General features: G+C 65.7%; 24 protein-coding genes. 9 read left to right on the top strand and 15 right to left on the bottom strand.

Going from position 1 to position 23,378, the window contains the following annotated elements; translation table 11 throughout:
* Nucleotides 1–66: 66 nt before the first annotated feature.
* The 4 genes from hpt to dacB are packed head-to-tail and all read right to left on the bottom strand — an operon-like array spanning nucleotide 67 to nucleotide 4,298.
* Nucleotides 67–618, bottom strand: a complete 552-nt coding sequence (gene hpt / locus HMI57_RS05685; RefSeq protein ID WP_171584959.1) for a hypoxanthine phosphoribosyltransferase — start codon at nucleotides 616–618, stop codon at nucleotides 67–69.
* 41 nt (nucleotides 619–659) lie between these two features.
* Nucleotides 660–1,703 (bottom strand): tRNA lysidine(34) synthetase TilS, encoded by a 1,044-nt coding sequence (gene tilS, locus HMI57_RS05680; protein WP_346655139.1) that lies wholly within the window; start codon nucleotides 1,701–1,703, stop codon nucleotides 660–662.
* On the bottom strand, nucleotides 1,696–2,841 hold the full coding sequence (locus HMI57_RS05675; protein WP_171584958.1) for a zinc-dependent metalloprotease: 1,146 nt from the start codon (nucleotides 2,839–2,841) through the stop codon (nucleotides 1,696–1,698). The genes tilS and HMI57_RS05675 overlap by 8 nt, the downstream gene beginning before the upstream one ends.
* 41 nt (nucleotides 2,842–2,882) lie before the next feature.
* Nucleotides 2,883–4,298 carry a D-alanyl-D-alanine carboxypeptidase/D-alanyl-D-alanine-endopeptidase gene (gene dacB / locus HMI57_RS05670; RefSeq protein WP_171584957.1) on the bottom strand — a complete coding sequence of 472 codons (1,416 nt, stop codon included), beginning with the start codon at nucleotides 4,296–4,298 and terminating at the stop codon, nucleotides 2,883–2,885.
* Nucleotides 4,299–4,458: 160 nt separating this feature from the next.
* Here dacB and HMI57_RS05665 point away from each other — a divergent pair, with 160 nt between their 5' ends.
* Both HMI57_RS05665 and HMI57_RS05660 read left to right on the top strand, forming a co-directional pair.
* The gene (locus HMI57_RS05665) at nucleotides 4,459–5,025 is read left to right on the top strand and encodes an inorganic diphosphatase (protein ID WP_171584956.1); all 567 of its coding nucleotides are present in this window, start codon (nucleotides 4,459–4,461) and stop codon (nucleotides 5,023–5,025) included.
* Nucleotides 5,026–5,094: 69 nt separating this feature from the next.
* On the top strand, nucleotides 5,095–5,742 hold the full coding sequence (locus tag HMI57_RS05660) for a hypothetical protein (RefSeq protein WP_171584955.1): 648 nt from the start codon (nucleotides 5,095–5,097) through the stop codon (nucleotides 5,740–5,742).
* 33 nt (nucleotides 5,743–5,775) lie between these two features.
* Here HMI57_RS05660 and HMI57_RS05655 read toward each other — a convergent pair whose 3' ends face one another.
* Both HMI57_RS05655 and serS read right to left on the bottom strand, forming a co-directional pair.
* Nucleotides 5,776–6,606 (bottom strand): HAD family hydrolase, encoded by an 831-nt coding sequence (locus HMI57_RS05655; protein ID WP_171584954.1) that lies wholly within the window; start codon nucleotides 6,604–6,606, stop codon nucleotides 5,776–5,778.
* Between the two features lie 42 nt (nucleotides 6,607–6,648).
* Nucleotides 6,649–7,935 carry a serine--tRNA ligase gene (gene serS / locus HMI57_RS05650; protein ID WP_171584953.1) on the bottom strand — a complete coding sequence of 429 codons (1,287 nt, stop codon included), beginning with the start codon at nucleotides 7,933–7,935 and terminating at the stop codon, nucleotides 6,649–6,651.
* 73 nt (nucleotides 7,936–8,008) lie between these two features.
* On the opposite strand from serS, the gene HMI57_RS05645 reads away from it, so the two are divergent.
* Complete coding sequence (locus HMI57_RS05645; RefSeq protein ID WP_171584952.1) at nucleotides 8,009–9,109, top strand: diacylglycerol kinase family protein; 1,101 nt, start codon at nucleotides 8,009–8,011, stop codon at nucleotides 9,107–9,109.
* Here the strand turns inward: HMI57_RS05645 and HMI57_RS05640 are convergent.
* The 5 genes from HMI57_RS05640 to HMI57_RS05620 form a co-directional block, all read right to left on the bottom strand.
* Nucleotides 9,106–9,507, bottom strand: a complete 402-nt coding sequence (locus HMI57_RS05640) for a hypothetical protein (RefSeq protein ID WP_171584951.1) — start codon at nucleotides 9,505–9,507, stop codon at nucleotides 9,106–9,108. The genes HMI57_RS05645 and HMI57_RS05640 overlap by 4 nt on opposite strands.
* Nucleotides 9,508–9,591: 84 nt before the next feature.
* Nucleotides 9,592–10,566: a DNA topoisomerase IB gene (locus HMI57_RS05635; RefSeq protein WP_171584950.1), complete on the bottom strand. Its 975-nt coding sequence runs from the start codon at nucleotides 10,564–10,566 to the stop codon at nucleotides 9,592–9,594.
* Between the two features lie 75 nt (nucleotides 10,567–10,641).
* Nucleotides 10,642–11,373 (bottom strand): DUF72 domain-containing protein, encoded by a 732-nt coding sequence (locus HMI57_RS05630; RefSeq protein ID WP_171584949.1) that lies wholly within the window; start codon nucleotides 11,371–11,373, stop codon nucleotides 10,642–10,644.
* 56 nt (nucleotides 11,374–11,429) lie between these two features.
* Entirely contained in the window at nucleotides 11,430–12,371 is a 942-nt protein-coding gene (gene pheA / locus HMI57_RS05625) for a prephenate dehydratase (RefSeq protein ID WP_171584948.1), read from the bottom strand.
* Between the two features lie 25 nt (nucleotides 12,372–12,396).
* Nucleotides 12,397–12,723, bottom strand: a complete 327-nt coding sequence (locus HMI57_RS05620) for a rhodanese-like domain-containing protein (RefSeq protein ID WP_171584947.1) — start codon at nucleotides 12,721–12,723, stop codon at nucleotides 12,397–12,399.
* A 91-nt stretch (nucleotides 12,724–12,814) separates the two neighbouring features.
* Between HMI57_RS05620 and HMI57_RS05615 the strand changes: the two genes are divergently transcribed.
* The 3 genes from HMI57_RS05615 (at nucleotide 12,815) to HMI57_RS05605 (ending at nucleotide 16,593) form a co-directional block, all read left to right on the top strand.
* Complete coding sequence (locus HMI57_RS05615; protein WP_171584946.1) at nucleotides 12,815–13,567, top strand: peptidase E; 753 nt, start codon at nucleotides 12,815–12,817, stop codon at nucleotides 13,565–13,567.
* Nucleotides 13,564–14,991: an amidase gene (locus HMI57_RS05610; RefSeq protein WP_171584945.1), complete on the top strand. Its 1,428-nt coding sequence runs from the start codon at nucleotides 13,564–13,566 to the stop codon at nucleotides 14,989–14,991. Before HMI57_RS05615 ends, HMI57_RS05610 begins: the two co-directional genes overlap by 4 nt.
* 72 nt (nucleotides 14,992–15,063) lie before the next feature.
* On the top strand, nucleotides 15,064–16,593 hold the full coding sequence (locus tag HMI57_RS05605) for an AMP-binding protein (protein ID WP_171584944.1): 1,530 nt from the start codon (nucleotides 15,064–15,066) through the stop codon (nucleotides 16,591–16,593).
* Nucleotides 16,594–16,634: 41 nt separating this feature from the next.
* Here HMI57_RS05605 and HMI57_RS05600 read toward each other — a convergent pair whose 3' ends face one another.
* On the bottom strand, nucleotides 16,635–16,796 hold the full coding sequence (locus tag HMI57_RS05600; RefSeq protein WP_171584943.1) for a hypothetical protein: 162 nt from the start codon (nucleotides 16,794–16,796) through the stop codon (nucleotides 16,635–16,637).
* Between the two features lie 115 nt (nucleotides 16,797–16,911).
* Between HMI57_RS05600 and pgm the strand changes: the two genes are divergently transcribed.
* Nucleotides 16,912–18,546, top strand: a complete 1,635-nt coding sequence (gene pgm / locus HMI57_RS05595; RefSeq protein WP_171584942.1) for a phosphoglucomutase (alpha-D-glucose-1,6-bisphosphate-dependent) — start codon at nucleotides 16,912–16,914, stop codon at nucleotides 18,544–18,546.
* A 77-nt stretch (nucleotides 18,547–18,623) separates the two neighbouring features.
* Here pgm and HMI57_RS05590 read toward each other — a convergent pair whose 3' ends face one another.
* Entirely contained in the window at nucleotides 18,624–20,021 is a 1,398-nt protein-coding gene (locus HMI57_RS05590) for an aldehyde dehydrogenase family protein (RefSeq protein ID WP_171584941.1), read from the bottom strand.
* Between the two features lie 73 nt (nucleotides 20,022–20,094).
* Entirely contained in the window at nucleotides 20,095–20,922 is an 828-nt protein-coding gene (locus HMI57_RS05585) for an SDR family NAD(P)-dependent oxidoreductase (RefSeq protein ID WP_171584940.1), read from the bottom strand.
* A 75-nt stretch (nucleotides 20,923–20,997) separates the two neighbouring features.
* Between HMI57_RS05585 and HMI57_RS05580 the strand changes: the two genes are divergently transcribed.
* Nucleotides 20,998–22,326: a solute carrier family 23 protein gene (locus HMI57_RS05580; protein ID WP_171584939.1), complete on the top strand. Its 1,329-nt coding sequence runs from the start codon at nucleotides 20,998–21,000 to the stop codon at nucleotides 22,324–22,326.
* 10 nt (nucleotides 22,327–22,336) lie between these two features.
* On the opposite strand, the gene HMI57_RS05575 is transcribed toward HMI57_RS05580, so the two are convergent.
* On the bottom strand, nucleotides 22,337–22,702 hold the full coding sequence (locus HMI57_RS05575; RefSeq protein WP_228720936.1) for an MmcQ/YjbR family DNA-binding protein: 366 nt from the start codon (nucleotides 22,700–22,702) through the stop codon (nucleotides 22,337–22,339).
* 94 nt (nucleotides 22,703–22,796) lie between these two features.
* Here HMI57_RS05575 and HMI57_RS05570 point away from each other — a divergent pair, with 94 nt between their 5' ends.
* On the top strand, nucleotides 22,797–23,369 hold the full coding sequence (locus tag HMI57_RS05570; protein WP_216607128.1) for a hypothetical protein: 573 nt from the start codon (nucleotides 22,797–22,799) through the stop codon (nucleotides 23,367–23,369).
* The last annotated feature ends 9 nt before the right edge of the window (nucleotides 23,370–23,378 follow it).

The raw sequence follows: 23,378 nt of genomic DNA, 5'->3' as shown, positions 1-23,378 counted from the left end.
AAATCACCCATAAGTTCCCTATGGGCGGACAGATTAACGGCGAACCGAACCGTCCGGCGGGTGGGCTTACTCGTAGACGTGCGGGGCGAGGGTGCCGATGAAGTCAAGATTGCGGTACTTTTCGGCGAAGTCGAGGCCGTAACCGACCACGAACTCGTTCGGAATGTTGTAGCCAACGTATTTCACGTCAATGCTGACCTTCGCTGCCTCAGGTTTCCGCAGCAGAGTGCAGATTTCCACTGAGGCCGGGCCACGCGACTGGAGGTTGGATTTCAACCAGGAAAGGGTTAGACCGGAGTCGATGATGTCTTCCACGATCAGTACGTGCTTGCCCATGAGGTCCGTCTCAAGGTCCTTGAGGATACGGACGACGCCTGAGGATTGCGTGCCCGAACCATAGGAGGACACCGCCATCCAATCCATCGTTACGTGGGAGTGCAGCGCCCGCGCCAGGTCCGCCATCACCATGACGGCGCCCTTCAGGACCCCGACGATCAGAAGGTCACGGCCGGCATAGTCCTTGTCGATCTGGGCCGCCAACTCGGCAACGCGCTGCTGGATTTCCTCTTTCGTGTAGAGAACATGCTTAAGGTCGTCCTGGACGTCCTGTGAATCCACCAATTGCTCCTGAAGGTTTTGGATTGGGCGGCGCCTGCGACTTAGGAAAGCGCGCGGTTGTTTCTAAAGACAAGACTGCCATAGCTTGGGTCCCCTTGGGGAACAGATTTCCCGCGCACCTGACGGTGCACGCTCACAAAACCACCCAGTTGCACCGGACCCGCGGAGCCGCGCCGCTCAAGTAGTGTCTCCGCAGCCCGGATCCTCTCGAAACTGGGTTGTTCACCGCCTAGCCGGACCGCGGCGAGGGCGAGGACCCGTTGCCTCAGGGATGCAGGAAGGGACCGCAGCGCGTCCTCCGACAGCAGGATGTCGTCACCGTCCCTCACCTGGAGTTGCTCGAAGCGTTCCAGGCTCAACCCATCCAGGTAGTCGGCGTCCTGGGCCAGGATCCGGGACGTCCTGTACAGCGCGCGTGCCACGCCCGGGCCCAACTGGTCTTCGAGGTAGGGCAGCACCTGGGTCCTGACCCGCGAGCGGGCGAAGGACGGATCGGAGTTGGTCGGATCCTGCCACGGGTCGAGCCCCTCGAACCGGCAGATCTCGACCGTTTCCTCTCTCAGGAGGCCCAGGAAGGGGCGGAGGTAGATGCCCCGCTGGGCGGGCATACCGGCGAGGGATCGGGTACCTGAACCACGGGCGAGGCCCAGCAGTACCTGTTCCGCCTGATCGTCGAGGGTGTGGCCGAGGAGCACAGCTGCGGCACCGGCCTCTTCTGCGGCCGCGTCGAGTGCCTGAAACCGGGCCGTCCGGGCCGCGGCCTCGGGGCCCATCCCCTGCTGATTGACAATGACGGCGCGCACGCTGACCGGGTCCAGTCCCAGAAGGGTAAGCTTCCGCGCGGCCTCGACGGCGACGTCGGCGCTGTCCGGGTGGAGTCCGTGATCCACCACCACCGCCCCCACCCGGTATTCCCCGGATTTCGCGAGGTGCACGGCGACCGACGCGAGCGCCAACGAGTCGGGGCCGCCGCTGCAGGCCACGAGCAGAAGCGATCCCGGGGGCGTGTTGCTGGACTCCAGCGCACGCCTGACCAGGTTGCGCGCATTGGCCACCACCGGGCTGAGCCGGGGCCGCCTAATCACTGTCGCGCAGCCCCATCCGGTAAATCCACTTGTCGGGGGCGTGGATCTCCTCCTCGGTGGGAAGGTGATCGGCACTGGCCCAGACGCTGTTGAACCCTTCCATCCCCACCCGGTCAACGACCCGGCGTACAAACCGCGCACCATCGCTGTATTGACGCATTTTGGCGTCAAGCCCCAGCAGCCGCCGCAGGAATTTCTCCAGAGGCCCGCGGGACTTCCCCCGGGCATTGAACCGGCGGCGGATGGTCTTGACGCTGGGCACGATACTGGCGTCAACGGCGTCCATCACCACGTTCGCGTGACCCTCGAGCAGGCTCATGACCGCCGTGAGGTGGGACATTCTCGCCTTGTCCTGCGGGTCCTGGAGCAACGACAGAATCCCGTTGTCATGCTCACCGGTTCTCGCTGGGCTGGTCCCCGCATCGGAGGATCCGCCGGAGGCTGTCAACCCCTTCGCGGCCTTCGCCAACCGCTCGGAAAGCCCGTCTGCCTTGTCGAGGAGTCCCTCGGTCAGCTCGGAGATGTGCGCGAGCATGTGGTCTTTCAGCCAGGGCGCGGCGGCGAACTGGACCCGGTGGGTCTGCTCGTGCAGGCACACCCACAGGCGGAAATCGGCTGGGTCGACGTTGAGCTCCCGCTCGATTGCAAGAATGTTCGGGGCGACCAGCATCAGGCGGCCGCCGGTTCCGTTCCTCGCGGGTCCGAAGGGATCGTACTGGCCGAGCACCTTGGACGAGAGGAACGCCAGGATCGCGCCGAACTGGGCCCCCGTGACCGTCCCACCGAGCGCGGCGCTGGCGGTGGTGAGCTGGTCCTTCCTGGTCCGCGCCAGGTGGTCCAGGGCCGGCGCCATCAGAGCCTGGAAACTTTGGGTGTTGGCCTTTGCCCACGACGCCCGGTCAACGATCAACAGGTCGGAGTCGCCCAGGTCCTTAGCCGCGTCGAGTCCGGTGATCTGGTGTACGTACCCAATCGAGGCGTCTGCCGCCGCTCTCAGATCGGCGACTACTGCCTCGATTTCCCGGGCACTCACCTGCGGTCCCGCGGGGGTGAGCTTCGCAGCACTGGCTGCCGCGAGGTCCCAGTTGATCAGCTGCGGGGCCGGGTGTCGGACGGTGGATGAAAGGTTGCTCTCCATGGGGTCCATTCGATCACACTAGTCTGTGAGGAAAGCGGCAGCTATCGGCAGCCGCACGCTGCCAGGGCTGCTGCGGCCCGGTCGATTGCCGCGCGCGCCTCACCGGTGTTCCCATCCAGTCCGCTGGCGATGAACGAGAACACCAGCAGCCGCCCCTCGGCGGTCACCACGTACCCGCTGAGCGCGGTTACAGCGTTCAGGGTCCCCGTTTTGGCCCGTACCAGTCCCGCTCCAGCCGCCGTCGCGGTGTCTGCATACCTCTCCTGGAGCGTGCCCGACAGCCCGGCGACCGGCAGTCCGGCCAGTGCTGATGCGAGGGCGGGATCATCGGAGACCACCATGGCCCGTACCACTGCGGCGAGCTGGGCGGGGGAGACTTCGTTCCGGGGTGAAAGGCCAGCCGCGTCACTGACCACCAGTGACTCGGTGGGAACGGCCAGCTGATTCAGCACCCGGTCGATGGTCTCGGTGGCTCCGCCAAAGGACGCGGGTTGCCCGCTGGCGCGTGCCGCCAGGCGGGCGAGGGTTTCGGCGAGGTAGTTGTCGCTGGTCAGGAGCATGTGTTGCACCTGCTCGGCGATGGTTGCCGAATCAACGGCCGCCAGCTGGTCACCGCCCTCCGCGGGTGCCTGCGACCGGGTCACCTCCACGGCGACCTCCAGCCCACTGTCGCCACCGGCGAGCGCTAGGGCGTCGCGGAAGGCGGTCGCTGCGGCGAGGGCCGCATCCGGGGATCGAGGCCCTCCGCTGGCGGTCTCGTCGATCCAGGAGGAGTTGATGGCCAGCGGGTAGATCGGAGCGATCTCCCCGGCGGCAATGTCACCGGGCAGCCAGCCGGCGTTGAGGGTGGGCCCGACGAACAGGGTGTCGTCGATCGTGACGGTGAACGGCGAGTCGGCGGGGTCGAGTGCGGCGAGGGTTTCCTCCGCGAGGGTCTGCAAGCCTGCGTGGCCGACAACCGCGTCGGGCTTTGACGTTCCGGCGGTGAGGAGAACGTCTCCGCCGGCCACCAACACCAGCTCGCTCGGTCGGTCTCCAGCGACCACAGCGGTGGTGAGCCGTCGAGTCGGGTCAAGTTTGCTCATCGCGGCGGCAGCGGTGAGCAGCTTCTGGTTCGATGCTGGCAGCTGGTGGTTGTCGGGGCCACGCTCAAAGAGGTTCTCCCCGGAGTCGGCGTCCAGCACGATGGCCGAAATCTCGCCGGGGCCCTCGAGGACGAGCTCGGCGTTCAGCGCTGCGGTGAGAATATCTTGCTCGGGTGCTGGTGCCGCGGGTTCAAGCGCACCGACGACGGCTGGCGGGGTCAGCTCAGTGGGTGGCAACTGGATGTCGGGGGTGGTGGGCACGGGTGTGGGCTCGGGCGCCTCCAGTGCGCGAACAACCGTGGGTACTGCGGCGAAGCCCAGCGGCACGGCGAGGACCGCGAACACGGCAACCAGCAGCGCTGCTGTGATCATGCGCGCGCTACGCAGCATGAAAGTCCCCAATCGGCGAGAGCAAAGAATTGGTTCGGGCTACGGGATGCGTCCCAAACCTATATGTTTAAGACTAGACCGACGCGGCAGCCCCTGGGGCCTACCGCCGCGCGCTGCCCAAAGGATTCCACAGGAGAGTGCCATGAACCTCGACGTCACCATCGAGATCCCCAAAGGATCACGCGTCAAGTACGAAATCGACCACGAAACGCACCGGTTGCGCCTGGACCGCGTCCTCTTCACCTCGATGCAGTACCCCACCCACTACGGCTACTTCGAGAACACCCTCGGCGAGGACGGCGATCCGCTGGACGCAATGGTGATGCTGCAGGACTTCGACCTGATCCCCGGCGTGCTGGTCGAGGCCCGTCCCATCGGCGTGTTCAACATGACCGACGACGGCGGCGGCGACGCGAAGGTGCTGTGCGTGCCCAACGACCCGCGTTTTGAGCACATCAAAGATCTCTCCGATGTGTCGCCGTTCCTGCTCGATGAGATCAAGCACTTCTTCGAGCGGTACAAGGACCTGGAACCGGGCAAATGGGTTGAGGCAGCCGACTGGGCCGACCGCGCGGCAGCCGAAGCCGAAGTGAAGGCCTCGCTGAAGCGGTTCCAGGATCTCGGGGAACAGCGCGAAGAGGACGAGCCGCAGGGTAGGGACGTCGACGCCGACGTCGAGAACGCCACTGCAAACCCACAAGGCCGCTAGGCCCCATCAAAACAACTTTTTTCGGTTGATTAGAGCGTTCTAGGGCATGGCTTCAGGCATACTGAAGCCATGCTCTACGTTTTAACGATCAATCAGCGGGACTCCCGCGAGGTCGGAGACCTCGTCGGCGACCTGCTGCGTGGCCTGCGGAACGTCGAAACAGTGGTGCCGTTCCAGCGCTCCACCGGTGATGAGCTGCAGGGTGTGGTGGACAGCGCCGCGACAGCGGTCGACGTCGCCCTCACTGCCCTGAGGTACCGACGGTGGCACGTGGGAATCGGCGTCGGAGGGTTGCACACTCCGGTCCCGGAAAACATTCTTGAAGCGCAGGGGTATGGGCTGATCTACGCCCGGCGCGCCGTGACCAGGGCCCAGAAGACCGGCGAGCGGATCCCGCTCGCCGTCGAGGGCCCCGACTCGACCATTGCTGCGGAGGCTGAGGCAGTGCTCCGCCTGCTGGGCCAGATCGTGTTCACGCGGACCGACGCGGAATGGAACGTCCTTGACCTGTTGACGCCCGGCGCCCGGGGGCAGCAGAAGCTGATCGCCGCTGAACTGGGCATCACCACGCAGGCAGTCAGCAAGGCAGTAGTCCGGTCGCACTGGGTGGAGGAGTGGGCAACCCGGCCTGCCGCCGCGAGACTCCTCGATCTGTCCTACGGACCAACCGCGCTGCCGCCGGCGTCCCTGCCGTATGAGCCGGCCGCCAGCCGCTGACTGGTCCGTCCATCCGGCAACGCCCGGGCGTGCCTAGAGGAGGGTGCGCAGTACCTTGGCGGCGCCGTCGTCGTACACGCTCGCCGTCACCTCGGTGGCCGCGGCCAGTACCTCATCAGGCGACTGGCCCATCGCCACGGACCGCGCCGCCCAGACGAGCATTTCAATGTCATTGCGTCCATCCCCGATCGCCACGGTGTGCGAGGGGTCGATGTCCAGCCGGCGTCGCAACAGCTCAAGGGCGCTGGCCTTGGTGACACCGGCGGCGGCGATGTCGAGCCAGGCCGTCCATCCCACCGAGTAGGTGACACCGTGAAGGCCGATGGCCTCGACCGCCTCACCGAACTGCTCGGCGGTGCTGTCAGTGCTGAAGACGACCACCCTGACGGCGGCGGCGTCGAGCATGTCCTCGAAATCGACGGTGCGGGTTTCGGCGCCGAAGCTGGCATCCTGGAACGGTTCGGTGGCGAGGAAGTTGCCGTCGTCGTCCTCAAGCGCATACTTGGCTGTCGGCAGCCGTTCGCGGAGTGCGACGAGCGCGGGCCGGGGATCGAAGGTGACCCGGTCGACGATCTCAAACCCCTGGGCAGTCCCGGAGTCGACACGCAGCGTCACTCCGCCGTTCGAGCACACGCTGTAGCCGCGCTCAATCCCGAGCTGCTCGATGATCGGCAGCGCGGCACCCAGTGAGCGGCCTGTCGCAATGATGACCTCGTGCCCGGCGCCGACGACGGCGCGTGCGGCGTCACGCACCTCGTCGGACATGTGGCCGTCGTGGTCGACGAGCGTCCCGTCGATGTCCAGGGCGATGAGTTTACGCTGGGGCTGCCGGTCCTCGGTGCCGGCAGTACTGAATTCCTTCATTACTCAAGTGAACCAGATTCGCCGGGTCGCGAGGTAGGCGGGTCAGGAGGCGCCGAGTACCGGGAGGACTTCGAGCCCGCCCAGGTAGGGCCTGAGTGCCTGCGGCACGGTTACGGAACCGTCGGCGTTCTGGTGATGCTCGAGGATGGCGACGATCCAGCGGGTGGTGGCGAGCGTGCCATTCAGTGTTGCAACCGCCCGGGTGCCCTTGTTGCCCTCGGGGAGCCGTTCCCTGATGTTCAGGCGGCGGGCCTGGAAGGTGGTGCAGTTGGAGGTAGAGGTCAGCTCGCGGTAGGCGCCCTGGGTGGGGACCCATGCCTCACAGTCGAACTTGCGGGCAGCTGACATGCCGAGGTCGCCCGCGGCGGTGTCGATGACCCGGTAGGGCAGTTCCACCTTGGCGAGCATTTCCTCCTCCCAGGCGAGCATCCGTGCGTGCTCGGCGTAGGACTCCTCCTCGGTGGTGTACGCGAACATTTCGACCTTGTTGAACTGGTGCACCCGGATGATGCCGCGAGTGTCCTTGCCGTGCGAGCCGGCTTCACGCCGGTAGCAGGAGGACCACCCGGCGTAGCGGACCGGACCGTCCGAAAGATCGATGATCTCGTCGGAGTGGTAGCCGGCCATTGCCACCTCGGAGGTTCCTACCAGGTAGAGATCGTCCTCGGCTAGCCGGTAGATTTCGGCGTCGTGTGCGACGTCGAATCCGGTCCCCTGCATGATCTCCGGCCTGACCAGGGTGGGGGTGATCATCGGGACAAAACCGGCCTGGACCGCCTGGTCCATGGCCATGTTGAGCAGTGCGAGCTCCAGCCGGGCACCGACGCCCTTGAGGAAGTAGAAACGGGAACCTGAGACCTTGGCTCCACGCTCCATGTCGATTGCACCGATCAGTTCACCGATCTCCAGGTGATCCCTGGGGGTGAAGCCGTCAGCGTCGAAATCGCGGGGGGTGCCGACCGTCTTGATGACCTCAAAGTCATCTTCGCCGCCAGCTGGGACGCCGTCCTGGATGGCGTTGGGCAGGCTGCGGAGGAGCGCGTCCTGTTCCTGCCTGGCCGTCTCGGCCTGCGCCGCGGCAGCCTTCACCGACGCAGCTAGTTCCTTGACCTCGGCGAGCAGCTCCTGCTTCTGCTCACCCTTGGCCTGGGCCACCCGCTTGCCGAACGCGTTCTGGTCAGCCCGCAGGGACTCGGCATGGGTCACCACTTCACGACGGTGGGAGTCAGCCGCGATGATCGCGTCCACCAGGGCTTCATCGCCGCGGCGGGCGCGCTGTGAGGTGCGGAATTTCTCGGGGTTGTCGCGGAGCTCATTTACATCGATCACCCGCCAAGACTATCAATGGCCCGGGGCTGTATTTCCCCGGGATACTTCGCCGGGCGATACGCTGAGGGACACCATGCCACTTCGCCTGATCATCCTGGTTGCCCTGGCCCTGGCCACTGTGGCTTCAGCCGTGAGCTGGCTGGGTGTCCGCCGCCTGCATTCCCCGAAACATCCCACCCCTGCCGCTGCACCTCCCCTGCCGGCTCCGACCGGGCCGCAGCGGGTTGCCCTGGTGCTGCACCCCGGGAAACTCAATGCCGGTTTCGCACGCCGTCTGGTCGAGGCGGCCTGTACCGACGCTGGGTGGGCCGCCCCGCTGGTCCTTGAGACGACAGTGCTGGATCCCGGATTTGGGCAGGCCAGCCAGGCGTTGCGGGAGGGGGCCGACGTCGTCATCGCGGCTGGCGGCGACGGGACCGTTCGGGCTGTTGCGCGGGCGCTGGCCCACCAGGACGCGGTGCTGGGCATTGTTCCGCTCGGGACCGGTAACCTGCTCGCACGGAACCTGGGGATCCCGGTCTCGGATGTCGGGGCAGGCGTGCGCAACGCCCTGCACGGCACCGGCCGCCGGATCGATATGGGTCGGATCGCGTTGCGCAATGACCGGACCGGAACACATACCGACCACGTTTTCCTGGTGATGGGTGGCGTGGGGCTGGACGCGGTGGTGGTGGCTGCCACCAAGGATGACCTGAAAGCGAAGTTCGGCTGGCTGGCCTACAGCGAGGCGGGGTTCCGGAGCCTGCCGGGAAAACGGCAGCGGATGCTGATCAGCCTTGATGGCCAGCCGGCGCAGTCCAGAACGGTCCACAGCGTCCTATTCGCCAACTGCGGGAGGCTTCCCGGAGGCATTGAGCTGATTCCCGATTCGACCATCGATGACGGCTATCTGGACGTGGTGGTGATGAGTCCGCGCAGTATCCTGGGCTGGATCTGGTTGGGCGCCACGATTGTCCTGCGGCCGCGGGCCGCCATCCCGGTGATCAACTATTACCAGGCCCGGCGGGTAAGGGTCACTGTCCCCGATCCCACCGAGACCCAGCTCGACGGCGACCTGTCGGGAGCCGTTACCTCGCTTGATGTGCGCATCGACCCTGGTGCGCTGATCGTCCGCTCACATCCCGGACTGGACCGTCAGCGCACCAGGCAAGTGATGCGGAAGGGGAGAAGCTAGCGGGAGCCCTCTTCATTCGAGGGATCGCCGCCCTCCTGGATCGAGGGGACGCTGTCGGCGTCGGTGTACTCACCCTCAGGGCCGGTGCCGTCCGCCGGATCCTCTTCGATGTCGGTGTACTCACCCTCCTTGGCCGGGTCCTGCTCGCCGGTGAAGCCGCTGTCGGTCGCACCGCGCTTCTGCGCGCCGGTGTAACCGCCCCCGGGCACGGGCTCAAGGTTCTCGGTGTCCGAGTCGGGGAACTCGCCCTTTGCCTGGCTGTTGATCAATTGCTGCTCTTCGGAAAACCGCAGGTCGTTGGCCTGGTCTCCCGCGTCTCCACGGTAGTTTTCGTCGGAGGTGGCTCCGCCGCCGTCGTTCGGGGTAACGATCTGTCCTTCGTTGGCCTGCTCGCTCATGATGCGCCTCTCGTTGCGGTATGCGCCGAACACTGGCGCCCTGAGTGAAGCCTACTGATGAACCGCTTCCAGTGGGAAGGATCGCTACGCTTTAAGCAGCCCGCGAACAGCCTTCTCGGACGCCGAGTAGCTCGCGATCTCAATCACCTCACCGGCCATGAACCGGTCGACGAGGCGGGGGTCAACGTAGGAGCGTTTGGCGACCGCCGGAGTATTGCCAAGTTTCTCCGCCACTGCACGCATGGTGGCGGCGACGGCCTTCTGCCGGGCGGTCTTGGTAGTAGCCAACAGGTCACTTCGGGCGAGGTCCATCGCCGCGACCACTGTGGCCTGCCAGGTCCGGAAGTCCTTGGCCGTGAAACCCTCGCCTGTGACCTGCCGGAGAAACCCGTTCAGTTGCGAGGCGTCGACGCGGTGCCATTCGCCGTCGGGGGTGCGGTAGGCCAACGCGGTGTCGGCCTGTTCGCGTTTCAGCATCGGCCGCATGGCCGCTGACAGGTCGGCGTCTTCAAGCGTGGATTCCCACTGCTGCCCGCTCTTGCCGGGGAACTCAAAGGTGATCATGGGGCCCTTGATACGGACGTGCTCCACCTGCAGCGTGGTGACCCCAAAGGACCCGTTGGTCTCCGCATACTGTTCGGAGCCAATCCGCAGCGAGCCCGAGTCGACAATGCGCAGGGCGGCCGCGAAGGCGCGTTCCCTCGGCAGTCCCTCGCTACGGAGGTGCGAAGTGATCACCCTACGGGCGGCGGGCAGCTTTTCGCCGAACTCGAGGGCTCGATCAAACTTCTCGCGGTCCTTTTTCTCCCGCCAGGCCGTGTGGTAAACGTACTGGCGGCGGCCCGCGGCGTCAGTACCGAGTGCCTGGATGTGTCCGTTGGGGTAGGGCGCAATCCAGACATCCTTCCAGGCCGGTGGGATGGCCAGGTCCTTGATGCGCCGAAGTTCTTCGGCATCCCGCAACGGTGTCCCGTCGATGGTGCGGTAGCTGAAACCTTTACCGTGACGGCGTCGGGTGATTCCCGGCTTTTCGCAATCGCTGCGGCGGAGTCGAGGCATGGTGGTGACCTTTCCGGATCGAGAAGATCAGCCTACTGCCTATCCGCCAGGCAGGCACTTGCCGTCCGTCGGCGGCTACCCGTGACCGAGGATGTCCCGCAGGGTGTGGGCGTTCCGCACCGCGTTCCCGCCGCCGTCGTTATTGAAGTAGACGAACACGTCCTTGCCGGCCCCCTGCCACTCGCGGATCCGGTCCGCCCACCACGACAGGTCGGCCTCCGAGTAGGAGCCTCCGTAGAGGTGGTGGTGGTCTGGACCGTGCATCCGCAGGTACACGAAGGGTGCTGTGGCACGGAGCACGCAGGGCAGGAAGGCGCCGCTCATGACGCAGTAGGCGGCTCCGTGGCGTTCGAGCAGGGAGTACACCTCCTGGTGGTCCCAGCTGGCGTGGCGGAACTCGACGGCCACCCGGATCCAGTCCGGCAGCAGGCCGAGGAAGTATCCGAGCCGCAGATCGTCGCGCTCCAGGCCAGGCGGAAGCTGAACGAGCAGAACCGCGCGCCTGTCGCCGAGTTCGTGCCAGCAGGTGATGATCCGCTGCACCCAGACCTCCGGCTGATACAGCTTCTTGCCGTGGGTAAGCCCTCGTGGCGCTTTTACGGAAAGGAGGAATCCGTCCGGGAGCCTCCGGCGCCAGCCAGCGAATGCCGTGTCGCGTGGCCACCGGTAGAAGCTGGCATTGAGTTCGACGGTGTCGAAGCGCTGCGCGTAGTAGCCGAGCCGCCTGCCCGCCGGAGTGCCCCTCGGGTACAGCACGTCATCCCAGTGGTCGTAGCTCCACCCGGAGGTGCCAATGTGTAAGCCCATGTCCAGCTCAGGGTAGCGCAGGGCCGGCAGGAATCCCGTTCGACCGGCGGTGCCGCCTACCCCACTTTCAGAAGGGACTCCACCCAGATCCGCGCGGCCCTGAATGCCTCGTCGGAGGTATGCCGGGCCACCGTGTGTTCCCGCCGATCGGCTCGGGCGTAGGAACCGAGGAACCGAAGTTGGGGGCTGATCCGATGCAGGCCCTTGAGTGCATCGGCGACCCGGGCATCGGCGATGTGCCCCTCGGCATCAATGCTGAAGAAGTAGTCTCCGAGGAACTGGCCCGTTGGCCTTGATTCGATCCTGCTGAGGTTGACTCCGCGCGCGGCGAACTGATCGAGGATTTCCATCAGGGCACCGGGATGATCCTCGGGCAGCGGGATCACCAGGGTGGTCTTGTCGGCACCGGTCGGTGCCGGGAGGAGGGTGGGGCGACTGACCAGGATGAAGCGGGTCACTGCATCAGCCACATCGCCGATGTGGCTACCGAGCACCGTCAGGCCCAACCGTTCAGCGACAAACGGTGAGCAGATCGCGGCATCATAGGGGCAGTCAGCGTCCAGCAAGCCGACAGCGGCTGCAGCGGTTGACGATCCGGGAAGATATTCTGCTTGTGGAATATGTTGGGAGATCCACGCCTGGCACTGCGCCCAGGCGTGCCCATGGGTGGAAATGGTCCGCACCCCGCTCAGGGGCAACCCAGGTTTGGCAACCAGGACAAAGGTGATGGGGACCAACACTTCCCTGATGATCCTCAGCGGGTCGCCCTGCGCGATGGCATCGAGCGTTGCGCTGACACCGCCCTCCACCGAGTTCTCGATCGGGACCATCGCGGCGTCGACGGCGCCGGTCCGCACCAGGTCCAGCGCAGAAGTCACGGTCGGCGCTGGGACTCTTCGGGCGGTATCGGCCCCGGGGACCTGCAGCAGGGCTGCCTCGGTGAACGTGCCCTCGGGGCCGAGGAAGGTGTAGGACACCTCTGGGACGGACGTGCTCATGGTTTCCTTCGAGTGGAGGTGCCTCTTAGAGGACAGTGGGCGGCTGGTCGGTGTCCGAGACCATGGGGCGGGATGCTTCCAGCCAGGCGCCCATCCCTCCGGTGACATTGACCGCCGAATAGCCGTTGGCCACCAGCCATTGGGCCACCCGGTGCGAGCGCCCGCCGGTTCGGCAGATCACATGCAGGTCAGTGTCGGGGTCGAGTTCGTCCAGCCGGTCGGGAATCTGTTCCACTGGGATATGCATCGCTCCCTCAATGTGGCCGGCCGCCCACTCGTAGTCCTCCCGGACGTCCAGGACGGTTGTGTTCTCGCCGATCGAATCAATCGACACGTTCTCAAACTCGCTCATGACTTGCCCCTTCCCAATGGTCGTATTTCGCCCAAGCCTATAGTGGGAGGCGAACCTCGCCCACACTGCCCCACCCCACCGGGAGGTAACAATGACTGCTGACCGTCCCACCATCCTTGCCACGTCCGGCGGCTACCGTCGGGGACTCAGAGTGGACCTGGAGTTCAATCTCCTCATGCATCATGCCGTTGAGCTCGCGCAGGTCACGGGGCGCCGCCCCCGCGTCACCTATGTGGGTACAGCTGGCGGTGATTCGCGGGAGTGGAACCAGCGGTTCACCGAGGCCGCGCGGATTGCCGGCTTTGATGCCGCCTGCCTGAATCTATTCACCATGCCGAATATCGACCCACTGGAGGACCACCTGCTGTCCCAGGATGTGGTGTGGGTAGGCGGCGGGTCGGTGGCTAACCTGCTGGCCGTCTGGCGGGTCCATGGGCTCGATCAGCTGATGCACCGCGCCTGGCAGGCCGGGGTGGTCCTCGGCGGAGTCTCCGCCGGTTCCCTGTGCTGGTTCCGCGGTGGCGCTACTGATTCCTTTGGCCCAGAGCTGCAGCCAGTGACGAACGGCCTGGGGTTTCTTCCCTACGGCAATGGCGTCCACTACGACTCCGAGGAAGGGCGGCGCCCCCTCATCCACCGGATGGTCGCCGCTGGCACCCTGGGGGAAACGCACTGTACCGACGACGGCGTCGGTCTGGTTTACCACGACACCATCCTCATCGAGGCGGTCACCGAAACCGCCGGCAAGAATGCCTATATTGTGCGTGCAGGAGCCGGGGATAGCGTCGACGCCGTCGCGGTCGAAGAGCCCCTCGAAGCCCGGTTGCTGGGCGGCGCTCCATGACCGAACTTCATCAGCTCACCGCCCTCGCCCAGCGTGACGCTCTCGCCCGGGGAGACCTGAGTGCCCGTGAGCTGACTGCCCACTACCTCGGCCGGATCGATGATCTCAACCCGGGACTTGGCTCCTTCACTGCTGTCACCGCGGATCTCGCCCTGAAAGAGGCCGCCGCCGCGGATGAGGGTTACCACTCGTCCCGGGGTACGGGCGACGGACTTCCGGTCCTGCACGGCATGCCGTTGGCGCACAAGGATCTGGCCGACGTGGCGGGTGTCGCCACCAGCTTCGGGTCGGCTGCCCTGACTCCGCCGGTTCCAACCGAAGACTCTCCCCTGGTGGCAATCCTGCGCCGCGCTGGCGCGATCAGCCTCGGCAAAACCCAGGTTCCCGAATTCGGTCTGAGCTGTCACAGCGAGAACGACATCGCCCCGGCGGCCCGCAATCCGCTCGACCCCCGCCTCAGCCCTGGGGGCTCGTCCGGGGGCAGTGCTGCGGCTGTCGCTGCGGGCATGATCCCCTTCGCCCCCGGCAGCGACGGCGGCGGCTCAGTCCGCATCCCGGCCTCAGCAACCGGCCTGATCGGACTCAAACCGAATCGCGGTCGAATTCCGGCGCTGTCCGGGCAGGCGGACCTGGGCCAGTTCGTGGTGGCTGGACCCTTGGCGCGGACCACCACCGACGCTGCGCTACTGCTCGACGCGATGGTCGACGAACCGAATCACCGGGCAACCAGCGCCGCGCCGCCGTCGTCGTCGTTCCTGACCGCGGCGCTGCGCGCCGAGGGGACCTTCAGGATCGGGGCGAGCACCCTGTCGCCCTTCGCCGCAGCGTTCGACATCGTGCTGGACCAGGAAGCGCTGGACGCCTACCTGGCGGGAATTCGCGCGCTCTCCTCGGTGGGCCATGACGTTCTCGAGGCGGACCTGAGCTATGACCCCCGTTACCACCAGGCATTCCAGACGGTGTGGACGGCGTCCCTCGCCACCGCACCCATCCCTGCGGGGAACGAGAAGCTGTTAACGCCGCTGACCCGGACGATGCGTGAGCGGTCGCAGGCCCGCAGCGCGCCGGACCTGGTCACGGCGATCGACATCCTGCGGCAGTTCGAGCAGAACACGATCAGCGCCTACGCGGAGTACGATTTCATCCTCACTCCCGCCCTAGGGCAGACGCCACGTCCCATCGGCTGGTACACCTCCGAGGATGCGGACACCGACTACCGGAGGCAATGCCAATACTCTCCATTCACCTCGATGGTCAACGTCTGCGGTTTGCCGGCGATTGCGCTGCCCACGATCACCACCTCCACGGGCCTCTCCATGGGGATCCAGCTCATCGGACGGCCGAGCTCGGAGGCGCAGCTCCTGGCCGTGTCCGCCCAGTTGGAGCAGGCCGCCGGTGCGGGTGACATGTTCGCTGCGAAGTGACGCCATTGCGTCCCTGGGGTCGATGAAACAGACTATTACTCATCGGTAACTTACAAGATCAAAGGAGATCGCGTGCCCAACCTTGCCAATAATCTCGCGTCAACTGTCCAGGAGCACCCCGAGGCGGTGGCGATCAAACTGGATGACACGTCCCTGACATTCGCGGCGCTCGATGAGTGGAGCCAGCGGGTGGCAGGCCTCCTGGCGCAGAAGGGCGTCCAGCCGGGCGACCGGGTTGCGCTGATCATGCCGAATATTCCCCAGATGGCATTTATCTATTACGGTGTCCTGCGCTTTGGGGCAGTGGTGGTCCCACTCAACCCGCTGCTGAAGTCGCGGGAAATCGCCTATCACCTGGGCGACTCCGGCGCGAGGCTTGTGTTCGCGTGGGAGTCGGTGGCAGCTGAGGCCGAGTCCGGAGTGGGCCAGGCGGTCGCGGCCGCCAATCAGGGAACCACCCTGGATGTGCTGGCGGTGAACTCGGGCACCTTCCTCGAGCTGCTGTCGTCGGTCGATCCGCTGCAGATCATCGCGGAGGTGGCGGCAGACGACACAGCAGTGCTGCTCTACACCTCGGGAACCACCGGACGGCCCAAGGGCGCCGCGCTAACCCACGCAAGCCTGCACCGGAATGCGGAGATCTCCCGCGACCTGATGGGCACCGCTGTTGGCGACGTATTGTTTGGCGGGTTGCCGTTCTTCCACATCTTCGGGCAGACCTGTGCGCTGAATGCGGCAGTGCTGACCGGGGCCACCGTCACCCTGCTCCCCCGGTTCGAGCCCGGCCGGGCCCTGGAGATCATTGCCCGCGACGGTGTGACTATCTTTGAGGGCGTCCCCACGATGTACATCGCGATGCTTCGGCACCCGGCCGTTTCCACCACCGACGTGTCCACGCTGCGGGTCGCCGTGTCTGGTGGGTCGGCACTGCCAGTGGAGGTGCTGCACGAGTTTGAACGCGTCTTCGGTGCCGAGCTGCTGGAGGGCTACGGGTTGTCCGAAACGTCCCCCATCGTGAGCTTCAACCGGCGCGGCACCGAACGCAAGCCCGGATCGATCGGCACGCCGGTGGACGGCGTCGAGGTCCGCATGCTGGACCCCGAGGGGGTGGAGGTGCCCACCGGCGAAGTCGGTGAACTCTCCGTCAGGGGACACTGCGTGATGAAGGGCTACTGGAACAACGACGACGCCACAGCGGCCGCGATCCCCGATGGCTGGTTCCGTACCGGGGACCTGGCTAGGTACGACGACGACGGTGCGATCTTCATTGTCGACCGCAAGAAGGACATCATCGTCCGTGGCGGGTACAACGTGTACCCGCGGGAGATCGAAGAGGTCCTGTACGAGCACGCCGCGGTGGCCGAGGCCGCAGTGATAGGCGTCCCGGACGAGTTGCAGGGCGAGGAGATTGCCGCGGTAGTGGGCCTGAAGGCGGAAGCTGCGCCCGCTGACGATGCAGCCCGCGAGCGCCTCGCTGCCGAAATCCTCGAGTTCACCAAGGAACGGGTGGCGGCCTACAAGTATCCCCGCCGGGTGGTCCTGGTGGAAGCACTCCCCAAGGGTCCCACCGGCAAGATCCTCAAACGCGAGATCCGAATCTAGCGGGGGCTTCACGGGCGGTCAGTGGAGACTGACGCCGAGGATCAGGAGTCGTCGTCGTCCCGGTTGTCCTCGGTCTCGATCTCTTTGCCGTCCGGCAGCTCGTTCTCCGGTCCGGGGCCTCCGTAACCGCCGGCGTCGATCTTGTCCGACCCGCCGACCCGCTGTTCTGAATCGTCGCGTTCGGTATCGTTCTGTTCGCTCATGGTGGTGCCTTTCCTGCCTGTGGCTATGTACACGGTGAACCTACCACCATGGCGGCGCGAAGGGGTTTACGACGCCGGGGCTGTAATAGCACCAGTTCTTTGGCATGCTGTAGCCATGGCAAACCGAGCGGGCACAGTCGCCCTCCCCAGCGATCTCGTCGACATTTCCGCACTTCTGGACGCGTACTTTGACGTTGTTCCCGACCTTGGCGACCCCGCCCAACGGGTGGCCTTCGGGACATCAGGGCACCGCGGGTCCTCCCTGAAGGCCTCCTTCAATGAGGGGCACATCGCCGCCATCACCCAGGCGATTGTGGAGTACCGGGCGGGTCAGGGCATCACCGGTCCCCTGTTCATGGGCCGGGACACGCATGCGCTGTCCGAGCCGGCCCAGCAAACCGCGCTGGAAGTGCTTGCAGCGAACAACGTCACGGTGCGGGTGGACGCGCGCGGCGCCTACACCCCCACCCCCGCGGTGTCGCACGCCATCCTCGTCTATAACGCGCAGGGCGCAGACCAGGCGGATGGCATTGTCATCACTCCCTCCCACAACCCTCCCGGCGACGGCGGATTCAAGTACAACCCCCCGCACGGCGGCCCCGCCGATTCCGATGCCACCAACTGGATCGCCGATCGGGCCAATACGCTGATGGAGGGCGGCCTCAAGGAAGTCCGTCGCGTCCCCGCGAGTCAGGCGCAGCAGGCAGATGGAATCGGGACTTACGACTTCCTGCAGCACTATGTTGAGGACCTACCCACCGTCCTGAACCTCGACGCGATCCGAGAGTCCGGGCTGCACATTGGCGCGGACCCGATGGGTGGGGCGGCTGTCGACTATTGGGGTGCCATCGGTGAAACGCACAACCTGAATCTGACGGTCGTCAATCCCGCCGTCGACCCACAGTGGGCGTTCATGACCCTGGATTGGGATGAAAAGATCCGGATGGACTGCTCGTCACCGTCGGCAATGGCCTCGCTCATTGCCCGGGCCAACGAGTTTGATATCTCCACGGGCAACGACGCCGACGCCGACCGGCACGGGATCGTCACCCCCGACGCCGGGCTGATGAACCCCAATCACTACCTAGCCGTGGCCATTGACTACCTCTACCGCAACCGTCCCCAGTGGCGGCAGGACGCCGTCGTCGGGAAGACCCTCGTGTCCTCCTCGATCATCGATCGGGTGGCTGCGGATCTCGGCCGGAAGCTTGAGGAAGTGCCGGTTGGCTTCAAGTGGTTTGTTCCCGGGCTGCTCTCCGGATCCCTTGCCTTCGGCGGCGAGGAATCCGCCGGAGCCTCTTTCCTGCGGTTGAACGGATCCCCGTGGACCACCGACAAGGACGGCATCCTGCTGGCCCTGCTCGCCTCGGAAATCACCGCGGTCACCGGACGGACACCGTCGCAGCACTACCAGGGCCTGACCGACCGCTTCGGGTCCCCCGTCTACGCGCGCATCGATGCGGCGGCCTCGCGGAGCCAGAAGGCAGCACTGGGCAAGCTGTCGCCGTCGGACGTTGCGGCCACCACGCTTGCCGGTGAGTCCATCACCGCCAGGCTAACCGAGGCCCCCGGCAACGGGGCGTCGATTGGTGGCCTGAAGGTCACCACAGAGAATGCTTGGTTCGCCGCCCGTCCGTCGGGCACCGAGGACGTGTACAAGATCTACGCCGAGTCCTTCAAGGGCGCCGAGCACCTGGCACAGGTCCAGGACGAGGCGAAGGCGCTGGTCGACGGGGTTATCGGCGGCTAACCCACCCGAACCGTGAGCTAGAGCGGGTCCGACGGCGTCCGTTCCGCCTTAGCTCACGGTTCAGCTGAAGGGTGGGGTCAGAGAACCCGCCGGAGGAGCCACTTCTTCAGGCCCCGATACGGTGGGTAGGCCAGGCGCAGGGTGTCAATGCCTGTGCCCTTCGAAAGTACCCCCCGGAGCTGGCTGAACGTGTCGAATGAATAGCGGCCGTGATAGGCGCCGATACCGCTGGGGCCCACCCCGCCGAACGGCAGGCCGGGCACCGTGAGATGCAGGTTGCAGGCGTTGTGGCCGATCCCACCCGCGCGGACCTGGTCCTCGAACTGCTGCTGCTCGGCCGGCTGGTTGCTGAACAGGTACGCGGCGAGCGGGGCTGGCCGGGCATTGACGAAAGCAACGGCCTCGTCCATGCCGTTGACGGACAGGACGGGCAGGATCGGACCGAAGATTTCCTCCTGCATCACCCGCGAATCCGTCGGCACCTCCGTCAGCAGCGTCGGTTCGAGGTACCGGGTGGCCCGGTCGTGGGCACCCCCGGTGTACACGGTGCCGTTGCCGTCCGCCAGGAAGCCAACCAGCCGGTCGAAGTGACTGTCGTCGACGATCCGGCCGTAGTCAGCGCTTCGGCCCGGATCGGCGCCGTAGAACCCGGTGACCGCACGTTTCATGTGCGCGAGGAGCTGCTCCTCAAGCCCACGTTTCACCAGGACGTAGTCGGGGGCAACGCAGGTCTGACCCGCGTTGAGAAACTTGCCGAACACCAGCCGCCGGGCCACCGCCTGCAGGTCGCCACCGAGCACCACTGCGGGAGATTTCCCTCCAAGTTCGAGGGTGACGGGCGTGAGCGTCCGCGCCGCAGCGGCGGCCACGATCCGCCCAACCCGCTCGCCCCCGGTGAAGAAGATGGAGTCGTACCGCTGGGCGAGCAACTCCTCGCCAACCGCTGCACCGCCTTCCACCACCGCGACGGCACTCTGGTCGAGGTACCGGGGCAGTAGGTCGGCCATCACCGCCGACGTGGCGGGGGCGTGTTCGCTCGGCTTCAGGACCGCACAGTTCCCGGCGGCGAGCGCGCCGACCAGGGGGGCCAGAAGCAGCTGGACCGGATAGTTCCACGGACCGATGATCAGTACGACGCCGAGGGGCTGGGCCTGCCGGTAGGCCCTCGCAGGCAGGAGACCCGCGGGGACCTGGACCTTCCCGACGCTGGTCCACTTCCGCAGATGTTTCAGCGCGTGCTCGGCTTCGGCCCGCACCAGGGACAACTCGGACACAACCGCCTCCAGCCGGTTCTTCCCCAGATCCGAGTACAGCGCGTCGGTGAAGTCCGTTTCCCGTTCGGTGACCATCCGGATCAGACCCTGGAGTTGGGCACGCCGCCAGGACAGGGGCCGGGTGGTCCCCCCGTCGAAGGTCCCACGCAGGCGCTCCACCAGCGGTGACAGATCGGTGGTTTCCCGGGGGGTAGTGCTCATCTGGGGGTCCTTTCAGGACGCGGCGGACGCGTCGTGGTCTTCGGTCGCGGGTCGTCGGGTGCGGGCATGCAGGTCAGCTGGGACGGCCGGTGAAATGCTCCATCGAGCTGTACACCTTGAAGACACGTCCGGCCACCACATCCCAGAGAGGCTGCGGCAGGACGCCGCGGAGCGCGCTGCCCAGTGCCACCGACCACGGCAACTGAAGTCGGGGGCGGCCAGCGAGCAGCGCCCTCCAGGCCCGGTCGACGACGTCGGCGGGGTCCATCAGCGGTGTGAACAGGGGACCGCGGGCGCCCTCGAACATACCGGTCCGGATGTAGCTGGGGATCAAAGTGGTCACCTTGATCTGCCGGTGCCCCGCTTGGCGAAGCTCCAGCCGCAGGGAGTCGCTCCACCCGATCACGGCCCATTTCGAGGCGGTGTACACACTCATCCTGGGCACGGAGAGGGTGCCTGATGCCGAAGCGACGTTGAGGATACGCGCCGGTTCCCGGGAGGCAATCAGGTCCGGCAGGAACTCCCGGGTCAGGTGCATCAGCGCAAGCGTGTTAATCTGCATCACCAGCGCGATGTCAGCCTGCTGGTCGTGGTCCCAGAAGTATTTTCCGCGGACGATCCCGGCGTTGTTGATCAGGACCGACGGAACCCCGACATCGTTCCGGACCGCGGCCGCCGCCGTCGTGATCTCGCTCAGGGACGCGAGATCAACCACATAACTGTGCACAGCCGGGCCGGATCCGGCCAGCAAATCGGCGGTCGCGTGAAGGGCTTCGGCGTCGACGTCCCACAGGACGACGGCCGCGGCCCGCTCCTGGACGGCGCGTTCCGCGTAGAGCCGACCCATCCCGCTGGCGGCTCCGGTAATGAGGACTGTTCGGCCTTCGACAGTGAATGACATGAGTGCAACGTAACACTCCGCCCGGACGGTAGGCTTTCCGACAGATCACCCCGCACATTCTTGGAAGGCACAGCCATGAGCAGGTTCGGCACGTCGTGGACGCTTCACGGTGATGGAAAGAACGTCCTACCCGGGCAGTTTGTTGCCCCTGATGAACGGCTCAGCTGGCCACGGACGGTGGGGATCGGCGCCCAGCATGTTGTGGCGATGTTCGGTGCCACGTTCCTGGTTCCCCTGATCACCGGATTCCCACCCGCCACCACCCTGCTGTTCTCGGGCCTGGGCACCATCCTGTTCCTGATCATCACGGCCGGCAAGGTGCCCAGCTACCTGGGGTCGAGCTTCGCTTTCATCGCCCCGATCGCCGCAGCCCAAAGCCAGCACGGACCGGCGGGGGCGCTCGGTGGCATCATCATGGCCGGGGCCGTCCTGGCGATTATCGGCGCCGTCGTCCATCGGGCGGGTTCGCGCTGGATCCAGATCGTGATGCCGCCCATTGTCACCGGAGCCATCGTCGCCCTGATCGGGCTGAACCTCGCCCCCACCGCGAAGGCCAGTTTTGAGCAGGCACCACTGACCGCCCTCATCACCGTGGTGGTGATCCTCCTGGTCACCGTGCTCTTCAAGGGCATCCTCGGGCGACTGTCCATCCTGGTGGGTGTCCTCGCCGGGTACGCGGTCGCGATGCTTCGCGGGGAAGTGGACTTCGCGGCGATTGGGGATGCCGCGTGGATAGGCCTTCCACCGTTCCAGACCCCCGAGTTCCACCTGTCAGTCGTCGGGTTGTTCATCCCCGTGGTCCTGGTCCTGGTTGCCGAGAATATTGGCCATGTGAAGTCGGTGGCTGCGATGACCGGGCGTGACCTTGACCCAGTCACCGGCCGTGCCCTGATGGCTGACGGTCTGGCCACCATGCTCGCCGGGTCAGGCGGTGGCTCCGGAACCACCACGTACGCAGAGAACATCGGTGTGATGGCCGCGTCTCGTGTGTACTCGACTGCCGCCTACTGGGTGGCAGGGATCGTCGCCATCCTGCTCAGCCTGTTCCCCAAGTTCGGCGCGCTAATCGCTACTGTCCCGCCGGGCGTCATCGGCGGCGCCGGGGTGGTGCTCTACGGCATGATCGGTATCCTCGGGGTCCGGATCTGGGTACAGAACCAGGTCAACTTCTCCAACCCCATCAACCTGTCGACGGCGGGGGTGGCGTTGGTAGTGGGCATTGCCAACTTCACCTGGACCATCGGTGAACTCACTTTCGAAGGTATCGCCCTGGGCACTGCGGCAACCCTGGTGATTTACCACGTGATGAACGCTCTCGCCCGGTGGCGGGAAAGCGAACATGTCACTGGGCCGAACGACGTCGACGCCTCTGACCAGGGGTCCCGCCCTTCCAAACTGGGCTGAGCCGGCTTTCCTAGCCCCGGCCCCTTCCCGTTCGGAGACTGGCAGAGGCCCGGGTCAGCCACGCTTCTTCCAGGAGCTCCGCCAGCTCCTCCCGGCCCACTGCGTCAAGCCGGACGAGCACCATCGGGTACCCGTCGTAGTGGGCAGTGGTGAAGAACTTGTCGGGGTCAGCGGCGATCAGTTCGAGTTTCTCCTCTTCCGTCTCACGCCAGAGGACCAGCACTCCGGGTTCCTTGTACAGGCAGGCGAACACCTTGTCCTTCACCCTGAATGCTGGCCGTCCATAGGAGGAACGCTCGGTGGTTTCTGGGAGTGCAAGCGATAGGCCGCGGACGTCGTCGTCGTTGCTCATGCTCATGCTCATGCTCATGCTCATGCTCCAAAGCTAGTCCCCCGGAGGGCTGTAGGGGGAGGGGAAGATCCTTCCGATCTGCCGGACCTGACCGCCCCGCGACGATTAGGCTGATGCGGTGACCACCGCCCTGCATTGCGTCTTCCTCAACGGCACGGTTGGCGTGGGAAAAACATCGACCGCTGATGCCCTGGCGGACCTGCTGACGATCCGCGGTGTACCGAATGCAGTAATCGACCTCGACTGGCTGCGGTTTGCGTGGCCCGCCCCCACCGGCGACCCCTTCAACCGGCGGCTCGAGCTGGCGAACCTGTCGGCCGTCATCCCCAATTTCCGTGCCGCCGGCACCCGCCTCCTGGTGCTTGCCGGAGTCATTGAAGGGACCCTCCAGCGCGAGGAGTACGAGCAGGTACTGGATCAGTTGCTGGTCGTCCGGCTGGAGGCTGGCCCAGCGACAGTGCAACACAGGTTGCGACGCCGCCATGATCCACTCGATCCATCGCTCGACTGGCATCTTGATCGTGCCATCGAGTTGCAGGCGATTCTCAGCTCGGCTGACGTCGACGACGCGGTCCTCCACACCGACGGAAGGGACCCGCGCAGTGTCGCCGCAGCAGTTCTTGGTGTCCTTAAGCAACAGTGGCCTACCTCACACATCCAAATGGCTGCCGGCGACGAAATAACCCAATAGACGCTTACT

This window comes from Arthrobacter sp. 260 (assembly GCF_013116745.1).
Taxonomy (GTDB): Bacteria; Actinomycetota; Actinomycetes; order Actinomycetales; family Micrococcaceae; genus Arthrobacter_D.
The sequence above is the reverse complement of the archived record's forward strand: the minus strand, read 5'-3'. Positions and strand labels throughout refer to the sequence as shown.